Annotated in this window: 13 protein-coding genes; 3 read left to right on the top strand and 10 right to left on the bottom strand. The window is 40.4% G+C overall.

Features of this window, described 5'->3' with window-relative positions; all coding sequences use genetic code 11:
• Window positions 1-2: 2 nt before the first annotated feature.
• Complete coding sequence (locus ACYX4O_RS03590) at window positions 3-1,115, top strand: GerAB/ArcD/ProY family transporter (protein ID WP_476354643.1); 1,113 nt, start codon at window positions 3-5, stop codon at window positions 1,113-1,115.
• Window positions 1,112-2,236, top strand: a complete 1,125-nt coding sequence (locus ACYX4O_RS03585; RefSeq protein ID WP_476354641.1) for a Ger(x)C family spore germination protein — start codon at window positions 1,112-1,114, stop codon at window positions 2,234-2,236. The genes ACYX4O_RS03590 and ACYX4O_RS03585 overlap by 4 nt, the downstream gene beginning before the upstream one ends.
• 38 nt (window positions 2,237-2,274) lie before the next feature.
• Here ACYX4O_RS03585 and ACYX4O_RS03580 read toward each other — a convergent pair whose 3' ends face one another.
• From ACYX4O_RS03580 to ACYX4O_RS03545, 8 genes are all read right to left on the bottom strand, one after another.
• Window positions 2,275-3,105: an aldo/keto reductase gene (locus ACYX4O_RS03580; protein ID WP_476354639.1), complete on the bottom strand. Its 831-nt coding sequence runs from the start codon at window positions 3,103-3,105 to the stop codon at window positions 2,275-2,277.
• A 152-nt stretch (window positions 3,106-3,257) separates the two neighbouring features.
• On the bottom strand, window positions 3,258-4,256 hold the full coding sequence (locus tag ACYX4O_RS03575) for an ABC transporter substrate-binding protein (RefSeq protein ID WP_476354637.1): 999 nt from the start codon (window positions 4,254-4,256) through the stop codon (window positions 3,258-3,260).
• 62 nt (window positions 4,257-4,318) lie between these two features.
• The gene (locus ACYX4O_RS03570) at window positions 4,319-5,539 is read right to left on the bottom strand and encodes a quaternary amine ABC transporter ATP-binding protein (RefSeq protein WP_476354635.1); all 1,221 of its coding nucleotides are present in this window, start codon (window positions 5,537-5,539) and stop codon (window positions 4,319-4,321) included.
• Complete coding sequence (locus ACYX4O_RS03565; protein WP_476354633.1) at window positions 5,539-6,399, bottom strand: ABC transporter permease; 861 nt, start codon at window positions 6,397-6,399, stop codon at window positions 5,539-5,541. The genes ACYX4O_RS03570 and ACYX4O_RS03565 overlap by 1 nt, the downstream gene beginning before the upstream one ends.
• A gap of 79 nt (window positions 6,400-6,478) precedes the next feature.
• Complete coding sequence (locus tag ACYX4O_RS03560) at window positions 6,479-7,477, bottom strand: ABC transporter substrate-binding protein (RefSeq protein ID WP_476354631.1); 999 nt, start codon at window positions 7,475-7,477, stop codon at window positions 6,479-6,481.
• A gap of 541 nt (window positions 7,478-8,018) precedes the next feature.
• Entirely contained in the window at window positions 8,019-10,313 is a 2,295-nt protein-coding gene (helD, locus tag ACYX4O_RS03555; protein ID WP_476354629.1) for an RNA polymerase recycling motor HelD, read from the bottom strand.
• Between the two features lie 116 nt (window positions 10,314-10,429).
• Window positions 10,430-10,747, bottom strand: coding sequence for an LIM domain-containing protein (locus tag ACYX4O_RS03550; protein ID WP_476354627.1), 318 nt, complete (start codon window positions 10,745-10,747; stop codon window positions 10,430-10,432).
• A gap of 634 nt (window positions 10,748-11,381) precedes the next feature.
• The gene (locus tag ACYX4O_RS03545; RefSeq protein ID WP_476357003.1) at window positions 11,382-12,458 is read right to left on the bottom strand and encodes an undecaprenyldiphospho-muramoylpentapeptide beta-N-acetylglucosaminyltransferase; all 1,077 of its coding nucleotides are present in this window, start codon (window positions 12,456-12,458) and stop codon (window positions 11,382-11,384) included.
• A 113-nt stretch (window positions 12,459-12,571) separates the two neighbouring features.
• On the opposite strand from ACYX4O_RS03545, the gene ACYX4O_RS03540 reads away from it, so the two are divergent.
• Complete coding sequence (locus ACYX4O_RS03540; RefSeq protein ID WP_476354625.1) at window positions 12,572-13,942, top strand: MATE family efflux transporter; 1,371 nt, start codon at window positions 12,572-12,574, stop codon at window positions 13,940-13,942.
• 233 nt (window positions 13,943-14,175) lie between these two features.
• On the opposite strand, the gene ACYX4O_RS03535 is transcribed toward ACYX4O_RS03540, so the two are convergent.
• The gene (locus ACYX4O_RS03535) at window positions 14,176-15,600 is read right to left on the bottom strand and encodes an aldehyde dehydrogenase family protein (RefSeq protein WP_476354623.1); all 1,425 of its coding nucleotides are present in this window, start codon (window positions 15,598-15,600) and stop codon (window positions 14,176-14,178) included.
• Between the two features lie 810 nt (window positions 15,601-16,410).
• On the bottom strand, window positions 16,411-17,625 hold the full coding sequence (locus ACYX4O_RS03530) for a NupC/NupG family nucleoside CNT transporter (RefSeq protein WP_476354622.1): 1,215 nt from the start codon (window positions 17,623-17,625) through the stop codon (window positions 16,411-16,413).
• Window positions 17,626-17,763 lie beyond the last annotated feature (138 nt).

Below are 17,763 nucleotides of genomic sequence, written 5' to 3'. Positions count from 1 at the left end.
ATATGAAAATACAAGTTCAAGTACCAATAGGAATACAAATTCAAGCGTTCTATATCTTTTTCCTGATCCATACTACTCAAGTCGGGACAGGGATTATGGGGATCTCCACCCATATATACGGTGAAGCACAACAAGATGCTTGGATCTCTATCTTAATAGCGGGGGTTTGGATGAGTATCAGTGTCTTCTGCATGGGGAAGATTTTACAGCAATACGATAATGCTGACTTACCCGGAATACAGGTTGATATCTTTGGAAAATTTGTTGGAAAAACCTTAGGAACCGTAGTAGCCCTTTATTTCTTCGGTCTGCTTATATCTGTTCTTCTAAATTACATTGAAGTCGTTCAAGTATTCTTGTTTCCAACTATTCCAACATGGCTGATGTGCTTGTTCCTACTTTCTCTCGTTGTATATGCTGTTCTTGGGGGCGTCAGAGTCATTGTAGGGGTTTCATTTTTATTTTTCCTTGGAACGATTTGGATCGTCATCGTTTTATATAAACCTCTGTCTCTTATGGAGTGGAATCATTTCCTTCCCATACTGGAGGCTTCTTATACAGACATTGCTAAAGGGGCATTTAAGACGACCTACTCCTTTGTTGGGTTTGAAGTATTGTTGTTCATATACCCTTACGTACAGAACAAATATAAAGCTCATCTAGCTGCCCAACAAGCTGTATGGGGCACGACCCTTCTCACCTTAGCTGTCGTTTTTATCACAATTGGATACTTCAGTGGTCCTCAATTAGAGCGTTTAATTTGGCCTACTTTATCCATGTTTAAAATCATTCAGTTCTCGTTTGCTGAGAGATTTGACATTATCGCTGTCGGTATATGGATGATGGTCATCTTACCGAATATGGTTACTGCCATGTGGTTATGTACGTATACATTTAAGAGAGTCTATGGGTTGAAGCAAAAACATGTTTTGTATGTAGTTGCACTATTACTGTTCTTAGGAACAGTGGTATTTCAAAATAACCTTCAAATTAACTATTTTACCGATAAGTTAGCTACAGCTGGCTTTTATATCGCATTTGTATACCCAATCGTTCTATGGCCTATTGTTTTACTTAAGAACTATATCCGCAGAAAGCGAGGAACTTCACAATGAAAAAGCTTATATATATTCTTTGTGTCCTCGTCCTTTTGACAGGTTGCGTTGAAAGAAAATATATAGAACGACTTGGAATCATCACGGTAGTTGGATACGATTTATTAGAAAAAGGTTTCCTCGAGGGGACCATGATTTTCTTTCAATTTGATCCAAATGCGAATAGCGTCTCACAGATTATCACAAGCCGCTCAAATTCCGCTAAAGGTATTCGCCAAGATGCCAATTTAAAGTCAAGTAAGCAACTTGTTTCAGGCCAACTTCGACTTGTCGTATTTGGTTCAAAGCTAGCCGAGAAGGGAATTATGAGAGTAACAGACACCCTCGCACGAGACGCTGCAATTTCAGATCTGTTATACATGACGATTGCAGAAGAAGATGCGAAAGTGATCCTTTCATCTAATAAAATGGAAGATGCTGCAGATATAGGAAACTACTTAAATAGCATGCTTCGTAAAAATATCCGAAATGAAGTGCTCCCCTATAGCACTCTTCATCAGTTTCAACACGACTTTTACGATTTAGGACGAGATCCTCTTCTGCCTATGCTTAATTTAGAAGATGGTAAACCTGTGTTACGGCACCTGGCCCTCATGCAAGATGATCGACTTGTGGGTAAACTTCCAGTAAAGAAGGGGTTCTTTATAAAACTTATTGAATCACGTTTTCAAGCGGGGCATTTAGAAGTTGGTTTACCTCGTGAAAAATTCAAATCATACTTCAAGTCTAATCGAGACCACGAAGACCTTGATAAAATGTTTGTGACATTCGATGAGATTAAGAGTAAAAGTAATGTCAAACTTAATTCACCTGGTTCTTTAAACTTCCATATAGATGTAACGCTTGAAGGAAGGATTTTAGAGATTTCAGATGACTTAAAAATCCAAGATCCTGAGGTCGTTAAACTTCTGGAGACAGAATTAGCTTCTTTAATCGAAGATGAAATTGAAAATGTAGTAGAGATATTTAAAGAACACCAAGTAGATCCTCTTGGATTCGGCCAAATATACGACACGAAACGTCCCTTGAATAATAAAAGCGAGTGGCGTGAGATGATCCCTGACATAAGTGTAGAAGCAAATGTAAAAACGAAGATTATCCGACACGGGATAATCAAATAGGAAAGAGCCACTTTATGACAAAAGTGGCTCTCATTTATTTAGTTATTATAATCGAACTCGTCTGGATGAGCTCCATTACGCTCTCCCGAATTCAATTCATCAATTTGTTTCATTTCTTCAGATGTTAATTCAAAGTTAAAGATATCTGCATTTTCTTTTTGTCGATGGGGTTTTGTGGATTTCGGTATTGTGAGAATACCATGCTGTACGTCCCAGCGTAAGATGATCTGAGCTGGTGTCTTACCATATTTTTCAGCTAGATTCTGCAATACTTCATCATCAAGATACCTTCCACGAGCTAGTGGAGACCAAGCTTCCACCTTAATATCACGCTGCGTGCAAAAATCTCTAAGGGCAGGCTCAGCTAAACGAGGATGAAGTTCAACCTGATCAACAACCGGCTTAATTACGGCATCTTCAAGGAGATCTTCTAAATGATGCTCTAGAAAGTTACTCACGCCAATCGCTTTTACTTTTCCATCCTTATACAACTTCTCCAATGCTTTCCACGTTTCTTTGTATTTCCCTGGTACAGGCCAATGGATTAAATAAAGATCCAGATATTCAAGACCAAGCTTCTCCATACTGCGTTCGAAAGCAGCTAACGTCTCTTCATACCCTTGCTCATCATTCCACACTTTCGTCGTGACAAACAATTCTTCCCGAGGAACAGACGTCTCCTTAAGGGCTTGCCCAACTCCCTCTTCATTCTTATAGAAAGAAGCCGTATCAATACTACGATAGCCAATGTCAATTGCTGAAAGAACAGCCTCTTTTACATCGCTTCCCTCTTCCATTTTATACACACCAAGACCGACTCTTGGCATCTTTACTCCGTTGTTTAATGTTGTAGTAGATTGTAAATTCATCGTAATAAGTCCCCTTTCTAACAAGCTAACTCTCTAATCATAACGTTTACAAAATTGGAAGTACAATCTTTCAACTCTTTCAATTAGACCAAAAAAAGGGTATTAAAAAGAACCTACCCTCTAGTAAGAGTAGGTTCCCGTTTTAGATCAAGTTATAACGCATCTTTCACCTTGCTAACGACATCGTCCGGAACCCATTCTGTCCAGACGTCTTCGTGTTCTTTCATCCACCATTGTGCTGTTTCTTCAGCATTCGTCCCATTTTTCTTCATATATTCTAACGCACTTTGAGTCAGTTTATTACTCGTTTCGTAATTCTTCAGGAATTCAACAACCTCTGGTGCTTGTTCAGGAAGGTCACTATGAACCGCTGTCGTTACTTTCATAGGCGGGAATTCCGTACCGTAGTCTTCTTGGTACTGTGCTTTATCATACTCTGGTTCTTCGAGTAGGGTAAGGTCGTAAATACTTGTAACCCAAGTCGGAGACCAATAATAGCCCACCCATGGTTCACCTGATTCATATGCATCCGCAAGAGACGTAGCTAGTGCCGCTCCAGAACCAGGTCGGAAGTATGTGAAGTTGTCCAACCCATACGTGTTCATCTTCTGTTCTAAGATAGCATCCACAGCCCAACCAGAAGGCGATCCATAAACCCGTCCCATTTCGGGTTGTTCTGGATCTTGGAAAACATCTTTATATTCTTTCAGATCTTCTACGGTTTTGAGGTTTGGCGCTACCGGTTCAATGCCCTTTTCTTCGTCCCCTTCAATAACATATGTAGGAACATATAATCCTTGTTCGTTGTCATCAAAGTTCAATGATGTTTCAACAATTTCACCTTGATCAATCGCCTCATTATACATTTCTTCAATGTTATCTGTCCAAATTTCCATATACGCATTAATATCACCTTGACGCAGCCCCTGCACAGTCGCAGGAGTAGAACCAGCCGTTACCTCTGTGCTATAACCATACCCGTTTTCTATAATAGTTGCTGCTATTTGGTTATGGACACGCACACTGTCCCAACCTGGATCTGCAAACGTAATGGTTTCAATATCCTTTTCTCCGGATGATTCTTCATCTCCACCGCAAGCCGTTACAACCACCAAAAGTGTTGCAAACAATAACGTAGCTACCTTTTTCATCTTATGTCCCCTTTACTCAATATTATGGTTCTTTACATTGAATTCGTACTGAATCTTGTTCTTTAAACTAAGACAGACTTTTGTTCCTTTTGGTTACTCTCGACCTCGTCCCCTACAAGCCCTGCTAAAACATGAACTCTCAGGATAAACCCTACTAATCGATCATCCTCTCCAAGGACAGCAAGTGGATACTTGGAATCCAATGCTTTTGGAATAAGATCGTTAACATATTCCTCTTTTCTGACCATGTGAATATCCGTTGTCAGAACATCTGACAAGGATTTCTTTGCTCGTATTCCGCTGATCGCGTCATCAATAGTTACTATTCCTTTTACATGACGTTGTCGATCAACAACGAAGACGCTAGATATTCCGTTCTCCTCCATTTCTCGAACTGCTACTTTCAGCCCATCCTTAAGTGATACAAGGGCATTTGGTTTGATCATAATATGTTCTGCCTGAAGGATCTTTGAACGATCAATATCAGCGATGAAATTCTCAATATACTCATTTGCAGGACTTTCTAAAATCGTCTCAGGTGTTCCGATCTGCTCCACTTTCCCATTCTTCATTACAGCTACACGGTCCCCTATTTTAAAGGCCTCATTAACATCATGAGTAATAAAGATAATCGTTTTCTGAAGACGCTCTTGTATATCTAATAATTCAAGTTGCATTTCTCGACGTATTAACGGATCCAAAGCGCTAAATGGCTCGTCCATTAACAAGATATCAGGATCATTTGCAAGGGCTCGGGCTAGGCCTACTCGTTGTTGCATACCCCCAGATAACTCACCCGGGTATTTATCTTCATATCCTTTTAATCCTACTATCTCAATATTCTTCATCGAGATCTTCTTTCTCTCCTCTTTATCAACCCCACGAATTTCAAGTCCATATTCGACATTTCCTAGCACCGTACGATGATCAAACAAACCAAAGTGCTGGAACACCATTGCTATTTTATCTTGGCGATACTTCTTTAACTGAGCCGGATTGTATTCCACAATATTCTCATCATCGACATAGATACTCCCATCAGTTGGTGTATTAAGCATGTTCAAGCAACGAATAAGAGTTGACTTGCCACTCCCAGACAGACCCATAATGACAAAGATCTCTCCTTGATTAATATCCATGGAAGCATCATATACCCCTACTGTGTGCCCTGTTTCTTCTAAAATTTGATCTTTTTCCATACCGTCGCGAACCTTGGGAATAATCGATTTAGGTTTTGAACCAAATATTTTAGATACATGTTCTACTCTCATCTTAACAGTCATTAATCAGCCCTCCTGTGCTTCTGGAATCGTTCCGCTACTCCACCTGTAACACGGTCTATTAGAATCGCCAAGAATACAATACTAATTCCTGCCTCAAATCCAAGCGCCAAATCTATTCGATTGATGGAAACGAGTACAAGCTCTCCTAAACCACCAGCACCAACCATTGAAGCAATAACAACCATTGCTAAGGCCATCATTGTAGTCTGATTCACACCTGCCATAATTGTAGGTAAAGCTTGTGGTAACTGCACCTTTTTTAACATTTGCCACTTCGATGACCCAAATGACTCAGCAGATTCAATCACCTCTGAATCCACATTACGAATAGCAAGATCTGTTAACCGGATCACAGGGGGCAATGCATAAATGAGCGTTGCAAATACAGCTGCTACGTTACCTAACCCAAAGAAAAATATAGCTGGAATCAAGTAGACAAAACTAGGCATCGTTTGCATCGCGTCTAATAAAGGACGCATTACAAATGAAAACTTCTTACTGAAAGCCATCCATATTCCTAGTGGGATACCGAGTAATAAAGAAGTAATCACCGATGTTAAGACAATTGCAATTGTTGTCATTAACACATCCCATAACCCAAATGTCCCGACAAGGAACATAAAAGCAGCATATAAAAGACCAGCTGTAATGGATTTAAAACGCCAACCTAGTACAAAAATGACGGCAATAAATACATACCAAGGCAAAAACATTAAACCTGCTTCAATTGATAGAATTGCTCTAGAGGCAACTAAGAAGATAAAGTCAAAAAACGGCTCAAGCACATCGTTAAGCCACAACACAAAATTCTCTACATACTTTCCAATCTCAAGCTGAATATCCGGAAAATTTCCTTCCATTGAGGTCCCTCGCTTTATTCATATTTATAAATCTAAAAACGTAGATGAGTGAGCAATCTGTTCATCTATCTTCCTCTTGTTAAATCGCATCTTTTACTTTAGTAACGACATCTTCTGATACCCATTCGGTCCACACACCTTCGTTTTCCTTCAACCACCAATGAGCTGCTTCCTCAGCACTTGCTTCATTCTCCTTCATATAGCCTAAAGCGCTTTGAGTTAACTTATTGCTTGTTTCATAGTTCTGGAGAAACTTGTAGACTTCAGGCGCTTGGTCTGGGAAGTCAGAATGGACTGCTACCGTTACTTTCGTAGGAGGGATTTCAGTTCCATAATTTTCTTTGAACTGCTCCTCGTTGTATTCTGGTTCTTCTAACAGAGTAATATCAAATACACTTGTCACCCATGTTGGAGACCAATAGTATCCAACCCAAGCTTCTCCAGCTTCGTAAGCATCAGCTAAAGATGTTGCCAAGCCAGCTGAAGATCCTGGTCGGAAATAGTTGAAATTATCTAAGTTATAAGCATCTAATTTAGGTTCTAACATCTTGTCAGCAGCAAACCCAGACGGAGATCCGTAAACTCTTCCTTTATCAGGATCTTCAGGGTCTTGGAATAGTTCAGGGTATTTCTTTAAGTCAGCTACTGTTTTAAGGTCTGGCGCCATCGGTTCAATTCCTCGTTCCTCGTCTCCTTCAATAACATAAGTCGGCACCCAGTACCCTTGCTTATTATCATCAAAGTTTACAGAAGCTTCTTTAATTTCATCCTTTTCAATAGCCTCATCGTATTCTTCTTGCATATTGTCTACCCAAAACTCCATCATTACTTGGATGTCACCTTGTCTTAAACCTTGCACAACCGCAGGTGAAGATCCTGTGGTAACATCTGTTTCGTAGTCGAATCCATTTTCGATTATCGTCCCTGCTATTTCATTATGTACACGCTGGCTATCCCATCCAGCATCTGAAAATGTAATCGTGTCTATGGAATCGCTCTCAGACTCAGCGCTTCCACTGCATGCTGCTAAAACCAATAACAGCATTGTACTGACTAATAACGTAAGTTTCTTGTTCATCATAAACCTCCTAAGTGTATTAACATTGTGAAGTATTTCACATATTTGCACGAATGATTTCTTCTCTCTTAATTACTTCTTCTAATTGATCGCTATATTAATGTGGGTAGCTCAAACAATTTTGGTTTGCTCTTTTAAAGAAAGTCTATACAAGACTACTGCGGGGGAGTTCTTATGAAGATAGAGAGGATGAGTTAAGGTATAAATCATTCTCTTGCAATCGGTTACCTTATTCATTTAGTTTTGCTTTATTTACAAGCTTTCTATCGCCTCCAATCATTATTCCAACATTTACTATTGTACATAAAAGGAAGCATTTCCATCAAAACTGATATTCTGTCGTATTATGTAAAGAACATGTAAAGAAAAGCGCTAAGGGAGTATATTCTTTATTCTTGTATAAATCGTCGTCTATTCTCCTCTTTCCCCTCAAATAATCAATATTTGCAGAAAAATTAGATGAAATTCAGCTCCCAGTCCTCTTTTGCCTAACTTTATATTCAAGAATACTTTTGTTTATACAACAAAAAACTGCCGAAATTCATTTCGACAGTTTTTTATCGTTAAAATGTTTAGCGTCCACCTCATTGAGAAGAAATGATTCTGGTTTATGCGCCCAAAACTGTAACCTATGTAATGGACGTGTCATAGCAACATACAACAGCTTCCGATCCAGTTCTTTTCTGGCATACGATTCGTTTTGGTTAACTAAAAATACACAATCAAATTCCAACCCTTTCGCTAAATAAACAGGAAGAATAATAGCACTGTCTTTTTTCATTTCTTCGTTACCTTGAATGAACTGAAGAGATTCATTAGGAAAGTAAGAAGAAAGGGCATGGTAAATCATCTGACATTCTTTTACCGTCTTTCCAATCAGAGCAAAGCTTTTGAACCCATCTTCCCTCAAACGCTTATATTCTTCATATAGCGCCTTTTCCCATCCCTCTCCCCCTAAGTAGTGAAAGGAAGGTTGATCTCCTCTTCGAAGGACCGGTTCAGCCAAAGGCAAATTCGCATCCATAGATGTTAATATGCTATTTGCCACTTCCATGATTTCCATGGTCGTTCGGTACGTCTTCTGTAATGTTAAGTAGTTAGGCTCCCTAAACACATGTTCTAAAATAGGTTGCCATTGTTTTAAGCCACGATACTGATAGATCCCTTGAGCCAGATCCCCGACTATCGTAAATAGATCTGTATTCAATGCCCTTTTCAAGCTAACAAATTCCATATACGAATAATCTTGCGCTTCATCCATCACGACTTTTTTTGCTTTGTGTTCAGGATCAAGTCCATATAAATTCGCTTGTAGATACAGTAACATCGCCAAATCCTCAGCATCTATCTTGTTCTTATTGAGCTGGTGAAGCATGTGTGCTCTCATAAACTGTCTTTCTTCTTCCGACAGGTACTTCTCAAGTAATCGGTCATACAGCTCTTCTTGTTCATAGAAGCGTGTAAAGTATTCACTCAAAGAAGCATTAGGATACTGCGTCATATAAAGACGAACAGCCTTTTTAGATTCTGTTTCAATTTGTTTTAGTTTCTCATCTTTCTGATCCAAGAGAAAACTTACGCGTCGCTTTCGTTTGTCAGCATCTTTTATGCCATACAAGGCGCGGTCAAGCTCATCATCATATTTCTTTGTTATCTTCTCGAGCATAACTTTCTTTTTTCGTCTTACGTCACTTTTCAAGATCTGACGAATCTTTTCTTTCCGCTTATAAAATGGTAAGTAAGAATAGTCTTCTAAAAAAAGCTTCTTCATCTTCTTCCCATTTACAACCCGGAATCCAGCAATTTTCAAATCCTCTTCCACTAAAAATTCTTTTTTCACATGCTGAATAAAATGATCGAGTACGGTCTGTATAGACATCGATCCTTTCCATTCTGCCATCTTTAAAATGGCCTTTTCCTCACCTGAATGTTCTAATACATTCATAAGTGTCTCATGTTGTGTTTGAACAGTGAAAGTATGCCCCGTAACAAGTTGGACATAATCTACAAAAGTGGTCGACCTTGCTTTTTCTACCCCTAATTCAGGAAGGACCTCTTTCATATAATCAATGAATAAACGGTTCGGCGCTAGTATTAGCATTTCCTCTGGCCGAAAAATATCTTGTAATGTATATAAGAAATAGGAAACTCGGTGCAAAGCAATGGTCGTCTTCCCACTACCAGCAGCCCCTTGCACAACGATTGGTTTGCGGAGGTCTGCTCGGATAACACGATTTTGTTCTTCTTGAATGGTCGAAACGATTTCAGTTAAACGATGGTCGGCATTCTGTGATAAAGAGTCCTGTAGTAAATCATCTTTTGTAGTGATATCAATATCTCTAAAGTCAAGAAGTTCTCCCTCTTCTATAGAGTACTGGCGCTTTAAGGAAACATTTCCTTCATACCATTCACCATGCGCTTCATAGCTTACATCACCAACACGGCCTTCGTAATAGACATTGGCAAGCGGCGAGCGCCAATCAAGAATAATCGGTTGTTGGGTTTCACGGTCGAACAAGGAAACTTTCCCAATATAAAATATTTCACGTCCTGGTTTCTCTTTTCGATGATAATCAATGCGGGCAAAATACGGTTTCTTTCGGAGTTTCTTGAGGTTTTCCAACTGTTCTCTAGACATTTTCATGAAGTTTGCATGAGTAAGCATGTCCTGGTACTTTAAACTACTGTCCTTAAAATCAAGAGAGGCTACTGTACTCTCCTGACGTTTCTTCAACGTTTCCTGATCCGATTGCTGGGCAGCTATAACGGAATCCATATACACTTTAGTAAACGTTAAACGATCTAACTCTTCTTCATAATCAGGGTGTTCTTTCATAGCCATTCTCCTTTCACATAGGTGATGTGAATGACGAGTCGGACGTGGTAGAGCACGTACAATTTCGAAGCAACGTACCTACTCTAGCACACCCATATTCCAAAATAAAGAAATACTCACTTTGTTTCATAAATAACGTAGGATAGGATTCGAGTGATGATTGGGTATAACGCTAAAATACTAATAAAGTTACCTAGATTGCCTAACCATCCCGTTACTACAAGCACAATCGCCAGAATAAGTAGAGCGATTGCCGTAATTGTCCAGCCCACTTGATTTATTGGTTTCCACATATCATCAGTAGATATGGTTTCTTCCTCTTTTAGTTCAAAACATTCCTTGTGAAAAGGATTGATCTTCAAACGCCGAATCGCTGTTCGGAGTTGTTTTTTCTCAATTTTCTTTCCGCAATAACGGCATACTAAATCTTTCATACTTTTCCCCTTCCTCGTAATGCTGATTCCATTATATAGAATGCACTTCTTTATAGATAGATGTTTCTCTTCCACATAAGTTTCCTTATGTGGAAGACTCCAAGTTGAGGTATTCTAGCAGGAAGGGACCGTTATGTTTGTTGAGCGGTGGGGCTTGCTCGGGGACAACTCGCTTTCCTGCGGGGAGCTGGGAAGCCTCCTCAATCGCTACGCGCTTTCCGGGGTCTCCCCTAGGCTCCTTTTCCCGCGGGAGTCTCGCCGTCCCCGAGCAAGCCCTGGCATAAAGAGGCTAAACGGCCCCTCAGATGGTAAACAGGAAAGCTCCCTTCTCTCTAGATGGTATGTTTCTGTTCCTCATATATGGCAAAGGTGGGCCGGGAAACCGCGAGACTCCTGCGGGAGAAAGAGGTAGACGAGACCCCGGAGCGAACGAAGTGAGTGAGGAGGCTCGACAGCTCGCCCGCGGAAAGCGAGTGGTTTCCAGGCCCACCTTACTCTCAATCTAGTACGGAAACATTCTCCCACCTTCGAGTGATAACAATCCTGCCATATACTTGAATAAGAAATAACAGCTAAAACAAACCGCCCAAGGTGTTTCTTGGGCGGTGGTATAGGAGGCTTCATATTTTAATGATTACTTCTGTTTGGCGTGGGATTTAATAATGTCTATCACTTGTTCTTTCGCACGTCTGCTTTGGTATTGACTCATTGCTTCTAACATCTTTTCTTTCTCTTTACTTAACTGGCGAACTTCTTCTAAGAAGCGTTTCTCATCCAATTCTTCTTCCTCAACGGATCGGGCGTAGCCTTGTTTTTGGAAGGATTCTGCATTTAAAATTTGATCGCCTCTACTAGCATGTCGAGATAGTGGGATTAAGAGCATTGGCTTTTTAAGTGCGAGGAATTCGAAGATTGCATTTGATCCGGCTCTAGAGACTACAAAGTCAGTCATGGCAAATAGGTCATTTAGTTCTTTATTTACGTATTCAAATTGAACATAACCTGGTCGCTTTATACTCTCATCTTGATTCCCTTTTCCGCAAAGGTGGACGACTTGAAATTCTTTTAACAGTTCATCTAAATTATCACGAATGGCATCGTTAATTTTCTTCGATCCCATACTTCCTCCCATCACGAGTAACACCGGTTTGTTTCGAGTGAAGTCGCATAAGGCACGACCTCTTGCTGCATCTCCCTCAAAAAGCTCTTCTCTGACAACAGCTCCAACCCACTCTGCTTTCTTATCAGATATATGATTCATCGTTTCTGGGAATGTTGCTAATACTTTCTTGGCAAATGGCATGGCTAATTTGTTCGCAAGTCCTGGTGTATAATCCGATTCATGAATAACAGATGGCACCCCAGCCATACGGGCAGCCAGGAGTACAGGTACCGATACAAATCCACCCTTAGAAAAAATAACTTGCGGCTTTCTTTTTCGCATAATGGAATAGGCTTGCCCAGTCCCCTTTAATACTTTGAAAGGATCTTTAAAGTTTTCTTTAGAGAAATAGCGGCGTAGTTTACCGGTTGATATTGGGTAGTAAGTGACTCCCCCAAGAGACTCAATTAATTGACGCTCGATCCCTTCGTGAGAACCAATGTAATCAACTTCCCATCCTTCCTTTTGAAATTCAGGTATAAGGGCAAGATTAACGATCACATGTCCTGCCGTGCCACCTCCGGTAAAAAGAATGCGCTTTGTGTTCATGGCTTTGACGTCCTTTCTATATAGAAACATTTTCAAATTTTCACAGTAACAGTAGAATGTATGCTATAATCCCCCTTATCGTAAAAGAAATATCGGATAAAAGGAAGAGTTTCATGTACAAAACAAATACATGGCAACAAAAAATTAAATTATTTCTTATTATTCTAGGCCCAATTCTTGTAACCCAACTTGGTATGTATGCAATGAACTTCTTTGACACGGTGATGTCTGGTAATGCGGGGGCAGAAGATCTAGCAGGTGTTGCAATAGGGTCAAGCCTATGGGTACCCATTTTCACAGGAATAAATGGTATTATGTTAGCCCTATCTCCTATCGTAGCACAATTGACTGGAGCAGATCAGAAACATGATGTGCCTAGCGCGGTCCGACAAGGCGTTTACCTTTCAACATTGCTTGCTATACTCGTATTGATTATTGGTTTTTTTGTCCTTGATCCCATCTTGAACTTAATGAAGCTAGAGTCTGAAGTTCGTTCAATTGCAAAGGACTACTTAATCGCCTTAAGTACTGGCATCATTCCGTTATTTATCTATAATGGTCTCAGGTCATTTATAGATGCACTGGGAGCTACAAGGGTCACGATGGTCATTACCCTTTTATCTCTTCCATTCAACATCGTTTTTAATTACATCTTTATTTTTGGTAAGTTCGGATTACCTGCATATGGCGGTGTTGGTGCAGGGATTGCTACATCTATGACCTACTGGGTAACGCTTTTATTTACAGTAATAATTATTATACGAATTCGACCATTTTCTACTTATGCAATCTTTAAAATGTTTGAGAAGCCTTCCATCCAAGCATGGTGGAACCAACTAAAAATTGGGGTACCAATTGGAATCGCAATATTCTTTGAAGTTAGTATTTTTTCAGCTGTTACGATCTTCATGAGTAGCTATAGTACAAACACGATTGCAGCTCACCAGGCAGCCATTAACTTTGCCTCGTTCTTATACATGATTCCTCTTAGCATCGCAATGGCTTTAACGATTGCTGTTGCATTTGAGGCTGGTGGTAACCGTCGTGACCATGCAAAGCAATATAGCTATCTTGGAATAGGCATTGCTGTTATATTGTCAATCTTATGTGGCATCGCTATATATGCCTTTGATGGACCTGTCGCTAGACTTTACAATGATCAAACCGAAGTAATTGAAATGACGAAACACTTCTTATTCTACGCGATCTTCTTCCAGCTCTCTGATGCATTTGGTGCTCCTATTCAAGGCGCGTTGAGAGGATATAAGGACGTAAATATCACTCTACTCATGGCGTTTGTGTCTTATTGGATAATCGGATTACCAAGCGGATATGTAATGGCGACTTACACATTCTTAGGGCCAGCAGGATACTGGATGGGACTCATTACGGGTCTGGCTGTGGGAGCGATCACTTTGTTTATCCGTCTCCTATATGTTCAAAAAACCACATCATCAACACGGAACGCAACGAAAAGCCAATGACACTTGAGTGTTATTGGCTTTTACATTATCAGGTATTAAACCGGCTATTAACGTAAATAACATATGAAACAATTCCAAACCTTACGATTACTATATGAAGGAGCCTTTTATTGATTCTTTTCAAACTAGCACAAATTAAAACATTATTACCTGGGAAATTTGAAATTTCATCAGCATTCGACTAAAAAAGCTCGTTTTGGAATCTTTCCATAACGAGCTTTTGATACCTACCTTTATTGTTGTAAATTCATAACCACTAAACGTTCTTCCGTCATATCCTCAATCGTATATTTGGGTCCTTCTTTCCCCCAACCGCTGTTCTTAACACCACCATAAGGCATAAGGTCTACACGGTACTGAGATGCATCATTAATCATAAACCCACCAACTTCTACTTTTCGAGCAGCTTTAAAAGCACGATCGACATCTTGAGTAAAGATTCCACCTTGTAACCCATAGCTTGATTTGTTCACCTCTTGAATACACGTATCAAGATCTGAGAAGGTCATCATTGTCACTACAGGTGCAAAGATCTCTTCACAAACGACTTTCATAGAGTGGTCTACGTCGGTTAACAGGGTTGGTTCAAAAATGGACCCTTTTCGTTGGCCTCCGTGAATAACATCAGCCCCTTGTCCTTTGGCCTCTTGGATCCACTCTTCGGCCCGTTCTGCTTCACTCTGACTAATCATCGGCCCTACGTCCGTCTCATCATCTGTTGGGTCTCCTACATTTAGCTCTTTCGTAGCGTTAATAAAATGTGTCTTAAAGTCTGCGGCTACTTCTTCATGAACGTACATACGCTGAACAGAAATACATACCTGACCTGCAAAAGCAAAGCTCTTTTGAGCTAAAGTTTCTGCAGCCTTCTTTACATTAGCTTCTTTGTCTACTATGACGGGTGAATTATTGCCAAGCTCTAATATCAACTTATTCAAGCCTGTATTTTGCTTTAGCTTTAACCCTACTTCAGCACTCCCTGTAAACGTGTAAAGGTTGATACGCTTATCCTTCATCATTTGGCTACCAATATCTGACCCTGATCCTACCACAACATTTAAAAACCCTTCAGGTAGGCCTGCTTCTTGGAATAACTGCGCCAACTTCAAAGAAGAGATTGGTGTGTTCTTAGCTGGCTTAAGAACAACAGCATTCCCAGCAGCTATAGCCGGAGCAATCTTATGAGAAACAAGGTTTACAGGGAAGTTAAAAGGACTAATCGCCCCAACGACTCCCACAGGTACCTTGATGGTAAAAGCCATTCTATTTTCTGACCCTGGTGCTGCCTCCACAGGGACACCTTCTCCGTGAATTCGTTTCGCCTCTTCAGCAGACAATTCAAACGTTTGAGTAGCCCGGTCTATTTCAGTCCGTGCCTGCTTAATTGGTTTCCCTGCCTCAGCTGTAATAATTTGAGCCATTTCTTCTTTATGCTCTTGCAACAATTTACTTACTTTGTAGAGAACTTCAAACCGTGAGTAAGGAGACATTTCTTTATTACGATACGCCGACTCTGCACTAGCAATCGCCTGGTCTACCTCATCTTTCCCAGCTTTCGAAACATTCGCAAACACTTCTTGAGTATACTTATTATAAACCTCTACTGTTTCTTTGGAATTTGCCCATTCACCATTTATAAAAAGTCCGTACTGCTCCATAAGACGAGCACTCCTTTATTTGGAATATTCCTATGAATATTACCTTTATTAGGAAATTTAAAACATCGAAGCACAAGCTCTTCTCCTATTCCATAAGCGGGCAGTAATTATGAAAACTCGAAGCTGTGAGAATGTTTCCGATAGCTTTAGTTTAGTGTAAGGTGGGCCTGGAAACCACTCGCTTTCCTGTGGGGAGCTGGTGAGCCTCCTCAGCCGGCACGCCGTCTTCCGGGGGCTCACCGAGGCTCTTCTTCCCACGGGAGTCTCGCGGTTTCCAGGCCCACCTTTGCCATACAAGGAGTAACGAAAACATGCCATATTGGGTGTGGTAAGACCTCCTGATGCGAACTGCGAGGCCGTTCTCCTATTTAAAGTCAGGGTTTGCTCGGGGAATGCGAGACTCCCGCGGGGAAAAGAGCCTATCTAGTTCCGGCGTGGAGGACCTAGCGAGACAAGTCATCTTTTTTACAAAGGCTAAACGCCTTTTCCAAAAAGCTGTCTTGTCCGTACGGTCCTAGGCACCACGCCTGCACTTTTAAGCTAGGGAAGACCCCACAGAGAGCGTTAGCGAACGAGGAGGCTCTAAGAAGAAGGGGAAGTTCGACTAAAACCGTCACGTCCTGTGACAATGTCGAACGACCCCACCTCGTGTGGGGCCGCAGGAAAGCGAGTTGTCCCCGCGCAAGCCCATGCACTAATGAACGTAACGGCCCCTTCAAGCTGAAACATCTCAACTTCGAGCCTTGCGTGTAGGGGGCAATAATGGCATAAAAAAACGCTTAGAACATAATGTTCTAAGCGTTTTAGACTTTATAAGAATAGTCCAGCGATAGTCGCTGATAGTACAGAACCAAGTGTTGCACCAATTAACAACTTCAAACCAAACTTGGACACCGCAGCACCCTTCTTACTATCAATACCTTGAACGGTACCAGCGATAATACCGATAGAAGCAAAGTTAGCAAAGCTCGTAAGGAATACGGATACAATACCAATTGTTTTATCAGACAATTGATTTGGCTGATTAGCCATAATGTCTGTCAATTGAAGCATGGCAACGAATTCGTTTGTAATGATTTTAGTACCCATCAAGCTACCAGCTTGAATAAGGTCGCTAGAAGGAACACCCATTAGGAAGGCTAGCGGAGCCAATACATATCCTAAGATTTGTTCTAATGTAACTCCTGAGAAGACACTTGAGATCAGGAAGTTAGCAAAGTCAAGAGAGGCGGTAAACGCAACTAACATTGCGGCTACAATTAAAGCAATCTTACCACCATCAAGAGCTCCATTCCCCATAGCCTCGAAGAAACTGTTGGCGTTTGAAACTTCTTTAATATCAACATGGTCTTCTTCTTTTGATACTTTTACAGGAGCGATAATCGATGCAAGAATAAGAGCACTAAACATGTTTAACGGAATCGCTACAAGTACGAATTGTTCTGGTAACATTTCAAGATATGCACCTACAATTGAAGCAGATACAGATCCCATTGCGGAGGCACTTACGATATACAATCGGTTGTTTTCTAAATGGTGGAACTGAGATTTAATCGCCAATAACGCTTCAGACTGTCCAAAGAACATACTATTTACAGCGTTAAATGATTCTACTTTAGGAAGTCCTGTGATTTTAGAAATCGCAGCACCCAAGTATTTAATAATTGTAGGTAGAATCTTTAAATATGTTAATACAGAAAGAAGAACAGCGAAGAAAATAATGATCATAAGAACATCTAGGAAAAAGACGTTCATCGGGCTTCCATCTTCCCCGACGTTTGCAACGTTCGGAAGTATAAAGCTTACACCAGCTCGTCCAGATTGAATGAGCTGATCAAAAGCAGCAGAAATTCCCGTAATTATGATCTTACCTATCTTAGTATTGAACACAAACCAAGTTGTAAACAATTGAAGCACAAGCATAATTCCGATACCTTTATAATTAATGTTACTTCTGTTATTGGACATTAAAAATCCGATACCAAGAACCACTACAATTGCAAGCAAGCCAAGCAAAATATTCATGGCATAAATGCCTCCCTTTCCCTTTTATATAAATTAAGTAATAATTGATATGACGGCAATGAAAATGCTTTCATTAATACCTTCTTACAGAATCATACCAAGTTGTCAGACGTCATGCAAATGCAAACATTTCCAAAT

Source organism: Pontibacillus sp. ABV4_188 (assembly GCF_056311905.1).
The sequence above is the reverse complement of the archived record's forward strand: the minus strand, read 5'-3'. Positions and strand labels throughout refer to the sequence as shown.